The sequence below is a fragment of the Marivivens sp. ABH4_498 genome, assembly GCF_056160585.1.
Map to the genome: position 1 here is coordinate 71,970 of NZ_JBSWXL010000003.1, position 17,839 is coordinate 89,808.

The window sequence follows — 17,839 nt, forward strand, 5'->3', positions numbered from 1 at the left end:
ATCTAAGAACGAATGCGGTATTAGATTGTAATTAGTTATAAATTTTTGATCGTGAGCACCGAGTAGGAATTTTTCATGAGTGGTTTAATCGTAGAAATTCAGAAAGCCTGCCTTGATGATACCGTTCCCGTCGAGTCCTTGCTGCGCCGTTTAAAATTGGCCGCTACCAAACTGAGACTGGGTGACTTGGAGGGCTGGGTTGAAAGCGAGCTTAACGGCTACAGTGGTGAGCTCCCGAGACACCGAATTCTGCGCGGTCGGCTTGAGGCGTGGAACCCTTATCATGGGTGGATTCCTGTCCAATTTAGAGATGCTGAGCTAGCAGAAATGTTGGGTACGGCCGAGGTTCGGCAGGGCATCGGTGGGCTCCGCGACCTTATTTCCCACAGAGATGATAGTGGTGAGTATCATTACCCGGTGCCTGACAAAGCTGTAATAGAATTGAATAAATATCTAGATTTCGAAACCTCAAAAATGATTTTGAAACTCCCAAGGGGGGGGATTGTTGGTATTCTTGATTTTGTTCGCAACAAAGTCCTTGATTGGGCTCTTGAAATGGAGCGAAACGGAGTCGTCGGTGAAGGGCTGTCCTTTGACGACCGAGAACTTGAAAGTGCTAAAATCGTCATGACGACATTTAATATAGGTAATATCGATAATTTCGCAGGTAATATGGGGTCGGGTAACAGTACCGGAGACGTAAATTTAACTGTCGATAAAGTCACAGAAATCTCAGAAGCTTTGGATAAGTTGCGCAACGTTGTGCCTGTTCTCGTTCAAGCCGGTGCGAGTGATAGTTTATCAAGCGTTGTTGATGCTGCCGTTATAGAGACCGCCAAGGATGCGCCGGACACAACGAAGCTAAAAGGTCTATTTATCGATATTCGGTCTGCTCTGTCGGGCGCTGCCGGCAATCTCACTGCCGAAGGTGCGATGCAGTTGGTTGGAGGGGTTTTAAGAGCTTTAGGGGGCGGTTAGGCGGTTGCTCTAGTAAAAGTGTAGTGCGCGTAGTGGCCGCGAGACGAAATCTTGTGGAGTAGACCAAGGACAGTGAGCTCCAACCTTCTTCGTGCTATAATGATGAATAGGGCCAAAAGTTGCGTCCGATAGGAGCTTCGGCGTTGGGTCTGTTATTATAGCTACAAGCGTTAGGAAACTTGTGGTTTGGAAGGATGTCTAGTCTATTTGGGACCCCCAAGCTTGACCTGCTTCGAGGTGAGGACCATCTAGCCAATGTTCGGTAGAGCGTTTGGTCTCTAGTAATCACAGGGCTGGTTGGTGTGACGCTAGTGGCCTTGAACATGCTTAAGCATCTTTGGTGTAGCTGCCGAAGTAGCAAGACTGGTTGAGACCCTAGAGAGGTCGAGGCCTCTGCTATTAGACCTCCTCCTCCCTTCATCATATGAAAACGCAAGTGGCAGACTATTGGTTTGTGAAGATAGCCAAGCGAAGGTCACCCCCGAGGGGGGCTTGAACGGTTGCATCCATCATTATCAGGGTCTCAGATTTCTATGATGTAAATGGGATGGCCTTCCGTCCCTATGGCCTCCACCTCCTATAGAGACCTTATGTTACTTTTCTAGGTGAAGAAGGAGGAGGAGGGGGAACCTTCAGGTACCCTTCTGGGTGATACTTAAACTAGAACCTTAAGTAACACTTTATAGATAACCTTGATTCATACTTGTTCTAATGCGTGGGTTAATTGATAAGTAATTGATAAATAATAAACAATTACCCACCTGAGATGGGTCTTGAGCGGTGCTTTCAACACCGAAGGCGGACAATCTCCGATGTTGCTACGTCAAAACGACTGGTCTTCACCTGCTTGGGCAGCGCAAGGGACACGCTAAGTTGCTCCACTAGTTGTCGTTAAGGTTTCCCCTTTAATATGGTGGAGGGACTTTCGGAGCTTATACGTCTCCCAAGGGCATGGCCTTCGTTTCAAGCTTCCATCTTCGTAAACGGGCACCGCAAATGGGTCTCTATACTCGGATGGAAAGACTAGCTGGGCCATTGAGGGAAGGGTCTTTTCACGATCTAACACCTCGAACGATCTCATGCGGTAGACCTCTTGGCAGTAATGGTCGAGGATTGAAGCAATATGCTTCCGCCCCGAAGCAGACGAATTGACCTTAGGGTTCAATTTGGAGCGTTCTGTAGCTAACCAGGTAAGCTCTCTGCTACCTCTTGCCTCTTTTATTAGGGCCTGTAGGAACGCAGGACGATAAGCTGGAGGCGTCTCGTAGAAGGCATTACGTAATGAGGTCATTCGTTTGCTTCGTTGCTCATTGCGGCGCTTTTCGGACGGACTGTCTAAAAGCTTTCGCGACCCTCGTTTCGCATTTCTAGTGGCAGCTTTGGCGCATGGCTTCGCGCAGAACCTTTGGTCCTTTCGTTTTGGTTGGAAGGCTTTGTTGCAGTGCGCACAGCACTTTTGGTCCTGACTGGTAGAACCAGCAGTTTGATGTGATTTGGTCATTTGGTGATCTCTCGTCGATATGGATTTTGTCCAAATGCGTGGGATAACCAGACCTAGTCGCGCCGATGCCCTGTTAGGGTCGCGTTGTTCCAGAGCTCAGAGATGCGGTGTTCGTGTCTCTTTACGATTTGGTGCTAGGTGAATGCCGCATGAGCTTAATTGGTCTATGAAATGAGGTGGGAATTACTCGGAAGAGCGACTGCATTAACGACTTCCCAAAGTTGCTCATCGCTAAACCCACCAAAATAGTGTCGTGTGATCTTATTTCCGAGCGTATCGTCCATGTGTCCAACGACTGCAGCAATTTGGTCCAACGGAATGTTTTGACGCCTAGCTTCAGTGATGAACCAGCGTCTAGCAGAGTGAAAGTTCACCAAACTGCGACGCTTGCCTTCTGGCTGGTCATGCACTCCGATGTTCTTTCTGTATCTTGCAAAAGCTTTTCCGAACTGATCAGCTGCAGAACCCTGTCGCTGTGTTCTGCCGGTCCAAGGTTCATGAAAGACCATGTCAGAGGGCTTCTTTCCTGAGAGGCGGGTATGTATCATCTCAGAGACGAGGTTGCTAATTGGAACCTTTCTGATGGCGCTCGCGTTTTTTCCCTCCTGAATTGTAAAATAGAGGCGCTGTTGTGTGTCTTGCTGAATATCTTCTACTCGCAAATTAATGATTTCGGCGATGCGCATACCAGAAAGCAGGGACGTTTTTAGAGCGTCAAGTATTAAAGCTTGGTCTGAAACCTTTTTCATGTTGTCTGGCCAAGTTGAATAGAGCAGGGCTGCGACCTCATCATCTGTGAATGGCCGCTCTTTGTGGCCGCGCATTTCACCTCGCTCGATACGCTTCTTATTTCGCCTAAGAAGTTGCCCCTCCCAGATTTGATGAAGGGTCTCATCGATATGTCCTCTGGCATAAAGCCAGTTCCAGTACCCGCGAATGGCTCCAAGCCGCTTGTTTGCAGTGGAGGGGTCCAGTGTTTCTAAGACTTCAGATACGTAGAAACCAGCTAACTTCCTGTTGAGGTCAGCTAAATTGATGTTTTTGGTGGAGTACCAATCGCTCACCATTTTTAGTAAGCCACGTCGCTCTTTTGTGGTCTTTTCTGCGAGATTTGCAGACTTAAGGTACTGTCCGACAAAATTATCGAAAGGAACTCTTTGGTGCAGAGCATTGTCGTATGCTTCTGCATCGGCTCCTCTGAGATTTTCTCTATAAGCTTCCTCGGCATACACAGCCTCAGAAAGATCGTCCTCGCTGGCCCAATAAACTTCATCCATTTCTTCGACTGAGAGCGGTACATCATCAGTCTTAGCTTGGTGTCTATGATTCTGGCTGTAACTTTCAATTTCTTTTGCTCTCTCAAGCGCCATCAGTGCCTCACGCCAAATTTCACCTCGAGCTGCGGCTGAAGTAGCAGTGCCTGCGGGGTCATAGGTGTTGTTTCTGATGGATTGATAAATTTTCTTAATTGATAGTTCCCATTCATCACGCCTTTGGCGGGCAATGCTTATATCACCGGTCTCCATGCTCTCAACTATTGCGGTCTTATTTCTAAGAGTTGCGCGGCAATCTTTGGGGACTTCAATCTTGGCCCAGTAAGTTTTTCCCTTCAGCGTAAGGTGTCTATTCGGCTTTCTGCTGCCATTACGTGCCATTATATTCTCATTCAGACCAATCAATCAGACCAAAAACATAGGTGTAAGGCTTTGGAAGTAAATAAATAAAAGGGTATTTGTGGGTTTGGGTTCTCTTCCCTTCGTCTCCGCCATTATTTATAAGCATCTCATTTTTAAGGTGAAAAATCGATGTGGCACGCCAAGGGGCGTGGTGCATGATGGACCACATGAGCCAGAAAACACACGAGTCAGGCAAAGGCGGACCTGTCGCGTTTTTGTGCCGCCCCTAGGGCTCTTTCAGGCCACTTTCCGTTTGAAGGCGACCGGGCTTTTCCAATCCAGTGCTGAGTGCCGTCGGGCAGTGCTGCACCGCGCGCGGGGCGGTCAACGGATAACTGCAAGTGCCCGCCCGTCACCCGCCCGTAGGACCAAGTCGCCGCTCTGGCCTTCGGCATGAACGACTTCGCCGAGGTCGAGGTTGGACAGGTAGGTCACACTGCGGCGAAGGGCAGGGGACGTGCGGGGCATGGCGAGACCTGCGATCTTGGAATAGGTGGGGAAATAAAGCAGACCCACTGCATTGAAATCGAGCGCGGGGGTGGGGGCGTAGCTCAGACAGCGCGGGGCGCGGGGATGGGCCTCTTTCGCGGTCGCGCGGGCGGCCCGATCCACATCCAAAAGAGCGCCCGATGCGCAAGGCAGGTCGTCCAGACCCGACAGGCCACTGCGCAGGAGGCGGCGGTTTGAGCCTGTCTCGTTATGGCGCAGAAAGCAGGTGATCATGTAAAGCCGCGCCACGGTCCTGCCTGGGGGCGTTTTCACTATGTGCGTGGAGCCAAGGCGGTTGCCGCGCATGCGATTTAGCGTCGAGGAGATCGTGATCCGCGTGCCGAGCAATTGACCATGCGCGCCCTTCAGTTCCAGATCGGTGGCGCAAAAGGCGGCGTAGACGGGTCGGCCCGCATCGTCACGCAGGGCGATCCCAGCTTGGCCCGCGCGCTGCGCGATCATCTGCCAATGCAGATCACCGCAGGTCCGCAAGAGCCAGTCCTCTGACAGGCCGAATGCGCAGAGCTGAGCCATGCCGAGGTCCACATGCGTGGAGCGAAAAGCGGCCCGCCCCTCAGGGGCAGGCACATCGATTTCAGACTGGATCATGCGACGGCGACTTGGTTTTGCTCGGCCAGTTGGGCGGCGATCTGCTCGGCGAGGTAGAGGCTGTCTTGCTCGATGCCAAGGAAACGGCCCGAGCCCCACGTGTTGAGCCAACCCAGCCCGATGAAATGTAGTCCCGTATGATCGGTCACGCCACGTTTGTAGACAGGCTTGCCGCGCTCATCGAAGACATCCGCTTCGATCCAGCTGTAATCGGGTTTGAATCCGATGGCCCAGAGGACAGAGGTGATCCCCGCCTCGGTAAGGTCGATCTCGGTGGTCTCGCTGTCGGGTTCCCAGCATTTCTCAAACGGCGGTTCGGTCGGCGCGTCGATGCCTTTCCGTTCGATGTAGGCGTCGATCTGGGTGCGGATGCCGACATAAGAGGCGTCGGCGTCATCTAGGTTCTTGCGCAGGTCGGGCAGGAATTTCACCGTGGTGCCGTCCATATCGGCGAGCGAGCCGTAAAGAGAGACGCCATCGTCGAGATGGGCGCGGCGCAGGTCGATTTCTTTGCCGCCGTCTCGACCCGACATAAAGTGGTTGGTCTGGGTCAGCGCCTTGATCGGGTCGGGGTGGGTGTCGATGGTCACGCCATAGTGCCCCGCGTCATAGAGCCAATCGGTGGCATCGCGGCCACGGTATTTGCGCGGGCTGCGCGGGGCGGGACCGACAGCCAGATGAACATCGCGGCCTGCGCGGGTGAAGTCCTCCATAAGCTGCACGCCCGACTGGCCCGTGCCGACGATCAGCACGCCGCCTTCATCGGGGAACTGGTCCACGTTGCGATAGTCGACGGAATGCATCTGCATGATCGAGGGGTCGAGGTTTTTGGCATAGGCGGGCTCGATCGGGGTGTCGTATCCGCCCGTGGCGATAACCACCTGATCACAGGTCCAGGTGCCGATAGAGGTTTCGACGGTAAAGCCGCCGCCCTCGCGCGGGGCGACGCGGGTCACATCGACGTTTTCGCGCAGATCGGCGCCGACCATCTGCGCAAAGGCATCGAGGTAATCGGTGATCTCGTCCTTGAGCATGAAGCCGTCGGGGTCGGTGCCGCCGTATTCCTTGTCATAGTGGAAGTCGGGCAGGCGGCATTGCCAGTTCGGGGTCACGAGGCAGAAGCTGTCCCAGCGGTTGACCCGCCACGAATGGAATTTTTCGTTCCGCTCGAACACGATGGAGGCGATGTTTTTCTTGGCCAGTGTATGGGATACGGACAGGCCGGCTTGGCCCCCGCCGACGATGACAACGGGGATGTGGGGGATGGATGCAGTCATAGGAAAGCTCCTTATTGGGTTATGGAGAGGCAGGTGACCTGCGGATCGGGAAGGGTTTCGAAACCCGCAACACGGGCCTCGATCCGGTCAAGTTGGTCGAGGGCGGAGGAACAGGCGAAACCGTATTTGCGCCTGACGCGGTCCGAGGCGCGCTCCAGCGCGATTCGCGAGCGGGTGAGGAAATCGGGCAGGGGATAGGTTTCGCCTGCGGTGAACAAATCGGCGATCACGGAGGAGGGCGAATAGAGCGTTTCCTCTTGGCCATTTGGCCAACGGACGGTCCAGTGGGTTTCGGGCATGTCAGGCTCCTAGGTCGAGATAGGGGGTGTCGGCGTAGTCCCAAAAGAGGGTGGTTTCGGCGCCGCTGCGCAGGGCGACGGTGTGACCGCCGCTGACCTCGCCGATCACCGATGCGGTGATGTCCCGCGCGCGGAACCGGGCGCAAAGCTCGTCTGCATTGTCGCGTTCGGTGCTGAGCAAGAACCCGAAGCTGGGGAAGCTGCGCAGCCAGCGCTCGGGGGGAATGCCCTGCGGCACGGCAAGCGCGTCCACGTCTAGGGTGATGGCCACGTCCGAGCATTCGGCGAGCATCAGCGCGGTGCCGATGATCCCGCCTTGGGAAATGTCCTTGCCCGCCGTTACCAGTCCCGCTTCTGCGATTTCGGGAAGAAGCGCGAGGTCGGCGCGCAAACGCTCGGCGGGGGCGTTCCCCGCGGCAAAGAAGTTGTCGAAGTTGCGGTAGCTTCCGCGCGGGTCGATGGCTGTGATCAGCACATCGCCTTTTCGGGCCTCGAAACTGGTGATGGGGCGGCGCGTGTGGCCAAGCACTGTGGCCGCCAGTCCAAGATCGGGCGCGGCAAAGTTGGTGTGCCCGCCGACCAGCGGGACGCCATAGGCCTCGGACGCGGCTTTCATCCCGTCCAGCATGGGGACAGCGGCCTGAGCATCGGGGGCCCAGATCTGATCGACGATGGCGCGGGCGGTGCCCCCCATGGCGGCGATATCAGAGAGGTTGACCATCACCGCGCACCAGCCCGCAAACCACGGATCATCGGCGATGAAGGCTGGGATAAAGCCTTCGCCCGCGATGAGGTCGAACCCGTCAAGACGCGGCAGGATCGCGGCATCATCTCCGGGTTTGCCGGTGCTGGCAGCCGTCAGGCCAAGCTGTGCGGTGGCAGACCTGATCGCCAGTTTTGAGCGGATCGATGGGTGCGCGCGCAGGGCCTGTGCGATGTCCGATAGCCCGCTCATGCGGCGACCGTTTTGGCGGGATTGCGGAGATACCAGCCCGCAACGGGGTCAGGGCAGGGGGGATAGGCGGCCAGATCGGCCTCCATTTTCACATGCGGAACGCCGTAAAGGTCGATGTGGTCGAGCGGGTTCCAGCGCAGGCGTTTGAACAGCACTTCGTTCTGGGCCTGCACATGGGCAAGAAAGCGGGTGCAGCCGTGCGCGTTGGCGGTGCATACGGCGAGGCGGATCAACTCGGCCCCGAGCCGACCGACCGCGCGGAATTCGCGGTCCACGGCCAGACGCGACCCCCACCACACGCCTGGGGTTTCCTCGTGAATGCGCACGGTGCCGACGATCTGGTCGGCTTCATGGGCGTAGGTCGATATCGCGACAAGGTGGGTGGCCACAAGATCAATGTCGTCGCGGTCGTTCTCGGTGAAAATGCCCTGTTCCTCGACGAAAACACGGCGGCGCAGCGCGGCGGCTCCGCGTGCTTCAAAGGGTTTGGAGGCGGCGCGGATGTAGTATCCAGGGCAATGGAAGGCGCGGGGTTCGATTTCGATCATGCGCGTAGCTCCGTGGGGGTGGATTTGGGGGTGCGCAACTTTTCATACATCGACAGGGCAGAGCAGGCCCCGCATTTGCCGCAGCCCGCCTTGATATCCTCGGAGCGGATACCCGTGTTTGCGACCATCTCGCCCAAGGGGCGCAGGATCGAGGCCATGAAGTCAGCGGAGGGGGCAGGGTGGCTTTCCAGCGGCGTGCCCGAAATCGGCACAAACGGCACGACGAAGGGATAGACCCCCATGGCGCAGAGTTTCTCGCTCATCTCCAAAATGGCTTCGGCCGTGTCGCCCAGACCCGCAAGGATATAGGTCGAGACCTGACCGCGCCCAAAGACTTTGACCGCCGCCTCGAAGCTGGAGAAATATTTCTCAAGCGGGACAGATGCCTTACCCGGCATGATGCGCTGGCGCACTTCGGGAGTGACCGCTTCTAGGTGCATGCCCAGCGTGTCGATGCCCGCATCGAACATGCGCTGGTGCCATGCGTCATCCTCGGGCGGCTCGCATTGCCCCTGAAGCGGCAAATCGACGGCCGCCTTGATGGCGCGGGCGCTATCGCACAGAACTTGCGCGCCGCGATCCTTGCCTGAGGGGGTGCCCGTGGTCAGAACCATATGCTTGACCCCGTCGAGTGCTACGGCGGCTTTGGCCACCTCGGCAAGTTGCGCGGGCGTTTTATGCGCAATGGTGCGGCCTGCGGCCAGCGATTGCCCGATCGAGCAGAACTGGCAGGTCTTTTTGCGGCTCTCGTAGCGGATGCAGGTTTGCAGAACAGTGGTGGCCAAAACATCGCGCGAATGCAGCGTGGCGATGTGGCTGTAGGGAATGCCGTCCGCCGTGCTTAGGTCATAGAATTTCGCGCGGGCGGGAAATCGCACTTTGGCAACCTCGTCGCCACCCTTTAGCACGCGGGCCGTGCCAGAGGCGTCGGGGCTCTCGACCAGATAGGGGCTGTCGAAACTCGGAGCCGTGTGCACGGGGATCATCACCGTCTTTTCGCCGATCGTGATCGCCTTGTGGTCAGACGGCCCTGCGCCGCCCCGGCGGCTTTCGTGGCCCGCTTTGGGATCGACTAGGCGCATGCCGTGGGTTTGCAATTCGTTGATCAGATCAGAGGGGGCAAGTTCAGCCATTGTCGGCCTCCATTTCTTCGAAGGGGATCGGGGCATCGCCTGCCTCACTCGGTGCGGGCTCGATCACGTGACGGGTTTTGGCGGGGCGGGTGTCATGCAGCAGGCTGAGCAATTCGGGCCGCGCGTAGTGGCCGACGCTGTCCATCATCCGTTTGCGTTTCGCTACCAGCTTCATGTCCAGATCGGCGATCACGATGCCCTCGCCTTCGGTCAGCGGATCGGCCAGATGGCGGCCTTCGGGGCTGATGATGCAGGTCATGCAGCCCGATCGCATCGCCTTTTGCAGGGCGGGATCTGGATGGATTTGCGCGATCTGCTCTTCGGTCAGCCAGCCTGTGGAGTTGACCACGAAACAGCCCGATTCCAGCGCGTGATGGCGCATGGTGACTTCGATCTGATCGCGGAAGATATCGCCGACCAAAGAGCCGGGATAATGACCCGCGTGGATTTCTTCGTGCTGGGTCATCAGCGCGTAGCGGGCCAGCGGATTGTAATGCTCCCAACAGGCCAGTGCACCGACTCGGCCGACCTTGGTGTTGACCACCTTCAACCCAGCACCATCGCCCTGACCCCAGACCATGCGCTCATGGTAGGTCGGGGTGATCTTGCGGCGTTTGAGCGCCAGTGTTCCGTCGGCGTCAAAGATCAGTTGGGTGTTGTACAGCGAACCATGCTCGCGCTCGTTCACGCCAAGCACCACCACCACGGCCCGTTTGCGGGCGGTGTCCGCGACGGCCTTGGTTTCGGGAGAGGGGACGACGACCGCCTCGCGCATCAAATCAAGATGCGGGGCGCCCTGCTGGACGGGCGGCAGGACGAAAGAGAAATAGGGATAGTAGGGAACAAAGGTCTCGGGGAAGACGATAAACTCTGCGCCCTTGTCAGCAGCTTCGTTGATCGCTGCGATCACGCGATCGATGGTGCCTGCGCGGCCTGTCAGGTCGGGGGCGATCTGGACGGCGGCGGCACGAATGACGTCGGTTCTCATGGGTGGCTCTTTCGTGCTGTGCGGTTTGGTTTTGGGATCGGGCCGCCAGGGAACGAGCGGCCCGGCCATTGGGTGTCAATCGGTTTTGCAGCCGATCAGACGGTCCAAGTGTCAAGAATGACGGCGTTGTCTTTCTTGTGCAGAAGGATGCAGTCGAGCACGTCCTGCGGCGCGATCGGCGTGATGCCGGGGATCAGGGAATGTTCGCCGTGGCCGTAGAGTGCCTGCAGCGCGAAACGGCAGGCATAAACCTTGCCGCCCTCGTCCATGAACTTTTTGAGGTTGGCGTTAAAGTTCTGGTGGCCTGGGAAAGCCTCGTCGCCGATGGTCGGGAAACCGCGCTGGATGCCAAGGGTGACGCCAGGGCCATAAAGCAGAATGGAGGTCTCGTAGCCTTTGCGGTTCAGGCGGATGGCGTTGAGAATGTTCACCAGACCGATGGAGCCTTCGAAGGCCACGGTGTGGAAGGTGACCAGCGCTTTCTCGCCTTCGTCTGCTTTGACGTCTTCAAAGACTTTTTCTTCATAATCGACGAAGAAATCTCCGTCTTTGTGCATTTCTTTTGTTACCTTCGGCATGTTGCCCTCCGTTATTTGGTAGGATCAGGATGGGCAGTCGACATTGATGCAATCAATTAGCAGTTCAATGTGCATACAATAAATGTTAATAATTCCGAATTGTATGCATAAATTTTGCGCAATCGGGGGGTGGCCGCCTGTCTCGTAAGCGGTTTTGAAAGTCTTTTCTGTGTGGTGCGTGTCTAAATTGAAACGAAATGGCGCAAATCCATACAATGCCCCTTCAATTTCGGGAATCAATTGGTATCAAGGTCACAGACCAAGAGGTGACACATGATTGACTGGATTCCCGAGGACATGGCGGACGGGCTGCCGCGCTATCTGGCGATTGCCGATGCGGTGGCGCGTGACATTGACGAGGGGCGGCTCAAGCAAGGCGACCGTCTGCCGCCACAGCGCAAACTGGCCGCAGCGCTCGGGATTGATTTCACTACCGTCTCGCGTGCCTACACCGAAGCACAGAGCCGCGGGCTGATAGAAAGCCATGTCGGGCGGGGCAGTTTCGTGAGCGCGCCCAAAAGCCGCGCCGTGCCCGATCCCGAGCGCGCAGCGGCCGAAGACCTGTCGATGAACATGCCGCCCGAGCCAACGGACCCCGAGTTGCGCGCTCGGATGCAGGATGCGCTGTGTTATGTCTCGACGAACCTCGTGGACCTGCTGCGCTATCAATCGCCGATCGGAACAGAGCGCGATCGCATGGCCGCGTCGACGTGGCTGTCGCAGCGCGGGATGATCCCTTCGCTGGAGCGTGTCGCCGTAACCCCCGGCGCCCATGCGACGATGGCCGCGATCCTAAGCATCATCACCAAACCCGGTGATCGGATTTTATGCGAGGCGGTGACCTATCCGGGCCTGCGCAACATCGCGGGGCGGTTCGGGGTCGAGTTGATCGGCTTGGACATGGATGAGGCGGGGGTGACGCCCGAGGCGCTGGAAGCGGCGATTGCAGAGCATCGGCCCAAGGCGCTCTACCTTAATCCGACATTGCAGAACCCGACCACCCTGACGATCCCCGAAGCGCGGCGCCTGGCCTTGGCCGAAGTGCTGCGCCGCCATGACCTGACCTTGATCGAGGATGACGCCTACGGGTTTATCCCCGAACGCGCGCCCGCCCCGATTGCCCTGTCGGCTCCCGAATTGACGTGGCACATCGGCGGGCTGGCGAAATGCATCGGCGCGGGGCTGCGGCTGGCGTTTACGGTGGCGCCGTCTGTGAAATGCTCGTTCCGTCTGGCGCAGGCCATTCGCGCTCTCTCTGTGATGCCTTCGCCGATATCGGTGGCTCTGACCACGCACTGGATCGAAGACGGCACCGCCGACTCTATCCGCCGATTTATCCGCTACGAAAGCGCGGCGCGTCAGGCGATTGCCGCCGAGGCGCTCGACGGGTTCGATTTCAAATCCGCGCCCAATGCGTTCAATATCTGGCTCACCCTCCCCGAGGGGCTGGGCCGCGCCGATGTCGTGGCGCGGTTCGCGGGGCGGCGTTTGGGGCTGATGCCTTCGGATGCCTTCACCGTTGCGGGCACCCCCGCCGAGGCCCTGCGGGTCAGTCTGGGCGGATCGCAATCCCGCGACATGTTGCGCGAGAACCTGCACATGCTCGGCAATGCGCTCTCGCTCGAAAACTTTATGGGGTGAAAGATAGGTGAGTGGTAGGGGGAGCGGCTCCCCCCCCCCCCCACACAGGTCTCAGCCAAACATAAACACCGTGCGTCGGTCGGCGGGCAGGGTGACGATGGTGTCGAAGTCGATGAAGGCTTCGCTGTCTTCGATCACTTCGGGCATGGCCCAGCAGGCTTCTGCCTTTTCTTCGCTTTCAAAGGTGTAGACGGACACGGCATCATAGGCGGGACCACCTTCGGCCAGATAGCGACCCTTTTCCTGCGGCGCGACGGGGAAGTGTTCGTAAGAGATCATCCCCTTGTCCTTACACAGTTCGATCATGCGCGGGCCGTGTTGGTCGCGGTAGTAGGCAAGGAAGTCTTCTAGCGACATTCCGGGTTTGCGTTTCATGATGTAGCAAACGGTATACATGGCATTCTCCTGAGCTGCTGTCTTGATCAGCTTTTCACGCGTGAACGGGCGGCGCTCGTCTTGAACGGTCAGATTGTGGTGCGTGACGGTCAGGTCAGTGTCAGTGGCGCAGGCTGTGCACCTGTCGCGGTGTTTTGCCGTAGGTTTTTTTGAACGCCCGCCCGAAATAGGACAGGTCGCGGAAACCGCAGTCATAGGCTGCATCCGTGACGGAACTCACGCGGCCCTCGGACAACATGGTGTGGGCTTCGATCAGGCGGCGGTCGCGCAGCCAGCCCATGGGGGTCGTCCCTTCGGCTGCAAACAGACGTCCGAGAGAGCGGGCCGAGATATGGTGCGCCTCGGTGATGTCGGCCACGCAAAGATCTTCTTGCCGCATATTGTCGAGCATGAACGCTTTGATTCGGTTGAGTTTGTCGTTCGGGCCTTTGACGTCGCACAGTTCATTTCCCAGCCCGAATGCGCCCGCGACCAAATCAAGGGTCGGCGCGATGAACTGTTCGGGCAGATCGCCGATGCGGGCGGTGTCTAGCAGGTTGGTCACAAGTCCGCAGATCAAGGCGGCTTGCGGCTTGTCCGCCCTGAGAAGCGAGCCGCCTAGTTCACGCACGCCGAGCATCCGCGAATCCATCATGTGGCGCGGCACACGCAGTAGCGCGGTTTTATAGGTACCGGGGTAGTCATATTCGTAGGGGCGCGCGGAGTCATAGATCAGTACCGTGCCGGGGCTGTGATTGACGGCGCGGTCATTCTGACGAAAGTGGCCGCCGCCTTCGAGCATGATGGAGATAAAGAACGCGTCGGTATCGCATCGCTTGACATGTCGCTCGGAGCGCAGGTAGCGCACGGCGTCCGATCTCAGCGATGTCAGCTCGCTTTCTCCGCAGCGCGCGATGTCGATTTCGGCGTTGAAAGCGCGCCGATTGGGCGCGATCCCGTCGCAGTGCGCGAAGGAATCTTCCACAATAGAATGCCAGAAATCATACTGGGATGCGGGCGACAGGTGGCTTGTGCTGAGGTGTTGCATAGCTGATCTTCTTTGGTTTCGGATCACTCTCTCACCTTTGGGCAAGGGGCAGGGCGCGCGCGAGGGGATGGTCGGGTTTTCGATCTATCTTCGTTAACCTTTGCCGCATTGATGTGCGTTCCCCTTGATTGCTGCCTATTTTTTGTGCGTTTTGGGGGCGGTTTGTGCGCGGCGGCACGGCTATGGTCCAACGCGGCGCCTAATGTGACTCGCGTGGCCCTGCAGTGCGACTTTGGCCGTTGAGTCCGAAAATCTGTCGGCTCGAGCCGAGCGATCCGCCCCTTTCCAGTTCAGTCTGATCTTTAAGCCACAAGTTTTGAAGACGGAGACGACATGACCAATTCCCCCCTCACCTCCCTGCGTTTGGTGATGCCGCAATGGCAAGGCGGCGATCTGCCTGCCTATCGCATCGGGGCCAAGGTGCTTGATGCGTTGCTGCCCGATCCGATCGGGGCGGTCGAAACCGTTGCCGTTCCCTGTGAGGCGGGCGCGGACCGTTCAGAGCAGGATGGGATCAAATCGCGGGCGGCTTTGCTCGCCCAGTTAGAGGGCGCGGTGGAGGCCATCGCCAAACACCAGCCCGATACGGTGATGAGCGTGGGCGGTGACTGCCTCGTCGACCTTGCGCCGATTGCCTACCTGTCCGAAAAATACGGAGATGATCTGGCGGTGATATGGGTCGATGCCCACCCCGACATCATGAACAAAAGCCAGTTCAGCCACGCCCATGCCCATGTGCTGGCGATGCTGCTGGGCGACGGTGATGCGGATTTCGTCAAATACGTTTCACGCCCCGTCGATCCCGCCAAGGTGCTGTATGTCGGCGTCAACGATATGATGGATTTCGAGGGCGAGTATCTCGCCGCGCGCGCGATGACCAACATCGACCCGCAGGCGTTTCGCGCCAATCCGCAGGCTGTGCTCGATTGGGTAAAGGCCAGCGGCGCGCGCAAGATCGCGGTGCACTTTGACCTTGATGTGCTGACCCCCGAGGGGCGCGACTACCTGCTGTTCAACAGCCCGCATGTGCCCGAGGGGGCGTTCGACGAGGTCGCCACGGGCAAGCTGGACCTGCCTGAAGTCGTCACAATGTTGCGCGGTGTGGCCGAAGAGGCTGATGTCGTGGGATTGGCGATCACCGAATTCCTGCCGTGGGAGATGATTGATCTGGCCGATGTGCTGAAAGACCTGCCGCTGGTCGGCGGATCGGAGGCGGAATGATCGCCCCAATCCTCACGGCCTGCGGGCTAAAGAAAAGCTACGGTGGTGTGCGTGCCCTGCGCGGCATGGACATCAAACTTTACCCCGGTGAAATCCACGGCCTTTGCGGCGAAAACGGCGCGGGTAAATCCACGCTGGTCAAAATCCTTGGCGGTTTTGTCATGCCCGACGCGGGCGAGCTGGGTATCGACGGGATGATGATCGAACTGGGCACGCCCGTTGATCCTGCGTTGCTATCGATCGTGCATCAGGAACTGTCGATCATCCCGCATCTGAGCGTGCTAGACAACGTGATGCTTGGCGCGCGGGAGGTTGGCCAAATCTACCGCCGTGGCGATTTCCGCGATCATGTGCGGGCGGTGCTCGACTCCGTGGGTCTGGCTCATGTCGATCTGGGCGCGCTGGCCGAAACGCTGCCCTTGGCCGAACGCCAACTGGTCGAGATCGCGCGCGGGATTGCGCGCGGTGCCAAGGTTTTGCTGCTCGACGAGCCGACTGCGACCCTGTCGGATGGCGAGATCGAAAAGGTCTTTGCCGTGCTGCGCAATCTCAAGACCACGCAAGGCACCACGATTGTCATCATTTCCCACCGTCTGAACGAGATTTTCGCGCTGACCGACCGCGTGACGGTGCTGCGTTCGGGTCAGCATGTGCTGACCGCCGACACCGCCGATCTGACCAATGCCTCCCTCGTCGAGGCGATGATCGGCCATGAAATCGTGACGGGGGAAATCGCCCCAAGTCATGAGCGCATGGGCGTGGAACCGCGGGTCTCCCTGTGCGGTTTCACCCGTGCGGGATCATTCGCGCCTGTCGATCTTGATGTGCCGCCCGGACAGATCGTGTCTCTTGTCGGCCAGCTTGGATCGGGGGCGGATGCGCTGCTTGAAAGCATCGCAGGACTGCACCATGTCACTGGCCGCGTGTCGCTCGACGGGGTCGAAAGCACCCCGCGCGGGATAGCCGAAGCTTACCGTGCAGGCATCGCCTATGTCTCCGAGGATCGCGCCAAACACGGGGTGTTCCTAGAGGCGCCCATCGGCACCAACCTCGTGTCGCAGATCCTGGGTCAGGTGTCGCGCAAGGGGTGGATGATCGGCTCCGTGGTGCAGCGCAAAGCCGAAGCTCTGGCGAAAGCCTTCGCCATCGACCCCGCGCGGATTCCCGATGATGTGTCGACCCTGTCGGGCGGCAACCAGCAAAAGGTCTCGCTCGGCAAAGCCGCTGCGCTTGGGCCGCGATTGCTGCTACTCAACGAGCCGACTCGCGGCGTCGATATTGGTGCGCGCTCGGAAATCTACAGCCAGCTGCGCAAACTTGCAGCGGCCGAGGGGCTGACCATCATCTTCTATTCAACCGATCTCGAAGAGGTGCTCGATGCCTCTGACCGGATCGTGACCTTTTATCGGGGCGCTTTGGTCCGCGATGCCCTGCGCCGCGATATGGATGCCGATGCGATCCTTCACGACATCCTGCACGGCCCCGACACCAAAACCCAAACCGAAAAGGAGGTCGCAGCATGAGCGCGGCAACGCTTTCCCACGCACGGCCCGCCGCTCCAGCGGCGCGCCTGTCCGCCCTGTTCGGCCCCAGCCGTGTTCAGGCCACAGTGATCCAGATCGCAACGCTGGTGATGTTTGCGCTCGCCTGCCTGTTTGTCGAAAACTTCGCCACGGCCTCCAACATTTCGTCGATCCTCTTTGCCGCGTCCACGGTCGGAATCGCGGCGGTCGGTCTGGCCTGTGTCACCCTCTCGGGCAACCTTTTTGCCCTGTCGATGGGCGCGACGGCAGCTTTTGCCTCCATCGTCTTCATCTGGGCCTCAAGCTGGGGCGTCTTGCCCGCGCTGGCCATCAGCTTGGGTTTGGGTCTGCTATTTGGACTGGGCCAAGGTCTGGTCGTCGGCTGGATGCGCTGCAACGCCATCATCACCACCATCGCCGCCAGTTCCCTGATCGCGGGCGCGGCCACGTGGGTTTCGGGCGGGCGTACCGTTTTGGCCGAGGGCGGAGCCACATGGCTTGGCAGTGGCGCCGTGGTCGCGGGCGTGCCGTGGCAGGCGGTGATCTTTGCCGTGGTCGTGATTGTTGGCGAAGTGCTGATGCAGCGCACCCGCGCCGGATGGGAGCTGCGTCTGCGCGGTACCAATGCCGATGTTGCTGAACTGGCGGGCCTGCGGGTCACGCGGATGGTCATCTTATCCTACATGCTGGCAGGGTCGGGGGCCGCTGTGGCAGGCGCGCTGATCGCGGCGCAGTCAGGCACGGGCAACCTGCGGGTCGGGGCCGATCTTGATTTCAGTGCCATTGCCGCGATGCTGGTCGGCGGGATCGCCATCGGCGGCGGGCGCGGGCGTATCATTGATGTGGCGGCGGGCACCCTGTTTCTTGCGGTGCTGACCAACATCCTGCTGATCAACAACTTCTCCTACGAAATCCAGCTCATGGTCAAAGGTCTCGCGGTGCTTGTCGCGGTGACAGCCGGGGCGCTGCTGCCGCGCAAGAGCCGCTGAAACAGGACACA

General features: G+C 58.6%; 16 protein-coding genes. 5 read left to right on the top strand and 11 right to left on the bottom strand.

All coding sequences use genetic code 11. The features are described 5' to 3' along the window. The first annotated feature begins 75 nt into the window (after window positions 1-75). Entirely contained in the window at window positions 76-978 is a 903-nt protein-coding gene (locus ACXAGA_RS07675; protein ID WP_475116900.1) for an AbiTii domain-containing protein, read from the top strand. Between the two features lie 1,665 nt (window positions 979-2,643). On the opposite strand, the gene ACXAGA_RS07680 is transcribed toward ACXAGA_RS07675, so the two are convergent. The 9 genes from ACXAGA_RS07680 to ACXAGA_RS07720 all read right to left on the bottom strand — a co-directional run bounded on the left by ACXAGA_RS07680 (window position 2,644) and on the right by ACXAGA_RS07720 (window position 11,031). Then, on the bottom strand, window positions 2,644-4,134 hold the full coding sequence (locus ACXAGA_RS07680; RefSeq protein ID WP_475116901.1) for a tyrosine-type recombinase/integrase: 1,491 nt from the start codon (window positions 4,132-4,134) through the stop codon (window positions 2,644-2,646). A gap of 345 nt (window positions 4,135-4,479) precedes the next feature. Beyond that, window positions 4,480-5,253: a Pnap_2097 family protein gene (locus ACXAGA_RS07685; RefSeq protein WP_475116902.1), complete on the bottom strand. Its 774-nt coding sequence runs from the start codon at window positions 5,251-5,253 to the stop codon at window positions 4,480-4,482. Next, entirely contained in the window at window positions 5,250-6,530 is a 1,281-nt protein-coding gene (locus ACXAGA_RS07690) for an MSMEG_0569 family flavin-dependent oxidoreductase (RefSeq protein ID WP_475116903.1), read from the bottom strand. Before ACXAGA_RS07690 ends, ACXAGA_RS07685 begins: the two co-directional genes overlap by 4 nt. 11 nt (window positions 6,531-6,541) lie before the next feature. Continuing rightward, window positions 6,542-6,829: an MSMEG_0570 family nitrogen starvation response protein gene (locus ACXAGA_RS07695; protein ID WP_475116904.1), complete on the bottom strand. Its 288-nt coding sequence runs from the start codon at window positions 6,827-6,829 to the stop codon at window positions 6,542-6,544. A gap of 1 nt (window position 6,830) precedes the next feature. Next, a complete protein-coding gene (locus tag ACXAGA_RS07700; protein WP_475116905.1) occupies window positions 6,831-7,784 on the bottom strand; it encodes a sll0787 family AIR synthase-like protein in 954 nt (317 codons plus the stop codon). Then, window positions 7,781-8,332 carry an MSMEG_0567/Sll0786 family nitrogen starvation N-acetyltransferase gene (locus ACXAGA_RS07705; protein ID WP_475116906.1) on the bottom strand — a complete coding sequence of 184 codons (552 nt, stop codon included), beginning with the start codon at window positions 8,330-8,332 and terminating at the stop codon, window positions 7,781-7,783. Before ACXAGA_RS07705 ends, ACXAGA_RS07700 begins: the two co-directional genes overlap by 4 nt. Further along, window positions 8,329-9,465, bottom strand: coding sequence for an MSMEG_0568 family radical SAM protein (locus ACXAGA_RS07710; RefSeq protein ID WP_475116907.1), 1,137 nt, complete (start codon window positions 9,463-9,465; stop codon window positions 8,329-8,331). The genes ACXAGA_RS07705 and ACXAGA_RS07710 overlap by 4 nt, the downstream gene beginning before the upstream one ends. Then, a complete protein-coding gene (locus ACXAGA_RS07715; protein WP_475116908.1) occupies window positions 9,458-10,453 on the bottom strand; it encodes a Nit6803 family nitrilase in 996 nt (331 codons plus the stop codon). Before ACXAGA_RS07715 ends, ACXAGA_RS07710 begins: the two co-directional genes overlap by 8 nt. Before the next feature lie 95 nt (window positions 10,454-10,548). Continuing rightward, on the bottom strand, window positions 10,549-11,031 hold the full coding sequence (locus ACXAGA_RS07720) for an MSMEG_0572/Sll0783 family nitrogen starvation response protein (protein ID WP_475116909.1): 483 nt from the start codon (window positions 11,029-11,031) through the stop codon (window positions 10,549-10,551). 273 nt (window positions 11,032-11,304) lie between these two features. Here ACXAGA_RS07720 and ACXAGA_RS07725 point away from each other — a divergent pair, with 273 nt between their 5' ends. Continuing rightward, the gene (locus ACXAGA_RS07725; protein ID WP_475116910.1) at window positions 11,305-12,672 is read left to right on the top strand and encodes an aminotransferase-like domain-containing protein; all 1,368 of its coding nucleotides are present in this window, start codon (window positions 11,305-11,307) and stop codon (window positions 12,670-12,672) included. A gap of 51 nt (window positions 12,673-12,723) precedes the next feature. On the opposite strand, the gene ACXAGA_RS07730 is transcribed toward ACXAGA_RS07725, so the two are convergent. After that, a complete protein-coding gene (locus tag ACXAGA_RS07730) occupies window positions 12,724-13,068 on the bottom strand; it encodes an EthD domain-containing protein (protein ID WP_475116911.1) in 345 nt (114 codons plus the stop codon). A gap of 100 nt (window positions 13,069-13,168) precedes the next feature. Then, window positions 13,169-14,095 (bottom strand): helix-turn-helix domain-containing protein, encoded by a 927-nt coding sequence (locus ACXAGA_RS07735; protein ID WP_475116912.1) that lies wholly within the window; start codon window positions 14,093-14,095, stop codon window positions 13,169-13,171. Between the two features lie 333 nt (window positions 14,096-14,428). On the opposite strand from ACXAGA_RS07735, the gene ACXAGA_RS07740 reads away from it, so the two are divergent. The 3 genes from ACXAGA_RS07740 to ACXAGA_RS07750 are packed head-to-tail and all read left to right on the top strand — an operon-like array spanning window position 14,429 to window position 17,828. Further along, a complete protein-coding gene (locus ACXAGA_RS07740) occupies window positions 14,429-15,316 on the top strand; it encodes an arginase family protein (RefSeq protein WP_475116913.1) in 888 nt (295 codons plus the stop codon). Further along, a complete protein-coding gene (locus ACXAGA_RS07745) occupies window positions 15,313-16,839 on the top strand; it encodes a sugar ABC transporter ATP-binding protein (protein WP_475116914.1) in 1,527 nt (508 codons plus the stop codon). Before ACXAGA_RS07740 ends, ACXAGA_RS07745 begins: the two co-directional genes overlap by 4 nt. Then, on the top strand, window positions 16,836-17,828 hold the full coding sequence (locus ACXAGA_RS07750) for an ABC transporter permease (protein ID WP_475116915.1): 993 nt from the start codon (window positions 16,836-16,838) through the stop codon (window positions 17,826-17,828). The genes ACXAGA_RS07745 and ACXAGA_RS07750 overlap by 4 nt, the downstream gene beginning before the upstream one ends. Window positions 17,829-17,839 lie beyond the last annotated feature (11 nt).

What these genes read in the sequence shown, in the direction of transcription:
- ACXAGA_RS07720 (WP_475116909.1), bottom strand. Translation starts at nt 11,031, where the DNA reads ATGCCGAAGGTAACAAAAGAAATGCACAAAGACGGAGATTTCTTCGTC.
- ACXAGA_RS07715 (WP_475116908.1), bottom strand. Translation starts at nt 10,453, where the DNA reads ATGAGAACCGACGTCATTCGTGCCGCCGCCGTCCAGATCGCCCCCGAC.
- ACXAGA_RS07725 (WP_475116910.1), top strand. Translation starts at nt 11,305, where the DNA reads ATGATTGACTGGATTCCCGAGGACATGGCGGACGGGCTGCCGCGCTAT.
- ACXAGA_RS07710 (WP_475116907.1), bottom strand. Translation starts at nt 9,465, where the DNA reads ATGGCTGAACTTGCCCCCTCTGATCTGATCAACGAATTGCAAACCCAC.
- ACXAGA_RS07730 (WP_475116911.1), bottom strand. Translation starts at nt 13,068, where the DNA reads ATGTATACCGTTTGCTACATCATGAAACGCAAACCCGGAATGTCGCTA.
- ACXAGA_RS07675 (WP_475116900.1), top strand. Translation starts at nt 76, where the DNA reads ATGAGTGGTTTAATCGTAGAAATTCAGAAAGCCTGCCTTGATGATACC.
- ACXAGA_RS07700 (WP_475116905.1), bottom strand. Translation starts at nt 7,784, where the DNA reads ATGAGCGGGCTATCGGACATCGCACAGGCCCTGCGCGCGCACCCATCG.
- ACXAGA_RS07680 (WP_475116901.1), bottom strand. Translation starts at nt 4,134, where the DNA reads ATGGCACGTAATGGCAGCAGAAAGCCGAATAGACACCTTACGCTGAAG.
- ACXAGA_RS07685 (WP_475116902.1), bottom strand. Translation starts at nt 5,253, where the DNA reads ATGATCCAGTCTGAAATCGATGTGCCTGCCCCTGAGGGGCGGGCCGCT.
- ACXAGA_RS07735 (WP_475116912.1), bottom strand. Translation starts at nt 14,095, where the DNA reads ATGCAACACCTCAGCACAAGCCACCTGTCGCCCGCATCCCAGTATGAT.
- ACXAGA_RS07750 (WP_475116915.1), top strand. Translation starts at nt 16,836, where the DNA reads ATGAGCGCGGCAACGCTTTCCCACGCACGGCCCGCCGCTCCAGCGGCG.
- ACXAGA_RS07690 (WP_475116903.1), bottom strand. Translation starts at nt 6,530, where the DNA reads ATGACTGCATCCATCCCCCACATCCCCGTTGTCATCGTCGGCGGGGGC.
- ACXAGA_RS07745 (WP_475116914.1), top strand. Translation starts at nt 15,313, where the DNA reads ATGATCGCCCCAATCCTCACGGCCTGCGGGCTAAAGAAAAGCTACGGT.
- ACXAGA_RS07740 (WP_475116913.1), top strand. Translation starts at nt 14,429, where the DNA reads ATGACCAATTCCCCCCTCACCTCCCTGCGTTTGGTGATGCCGCAATGG.
- ACXAGA_RS07705 (WP_475116906.1), bottom strand. Translation starts at nt 8,332, where the DNA reads ATGATCGAAATCGAACCCCGCGCCTTCCATTGCCCTGGATACTACATC.
- ACXAGA_RS07695 (WP_475116904.1), bottom strand. Translation starts at nt 6,829, where the DNA reads ATGCCCGAAACCCACTGGACCGTCCGTTGGCCAAATGGCCAAGAGGAA.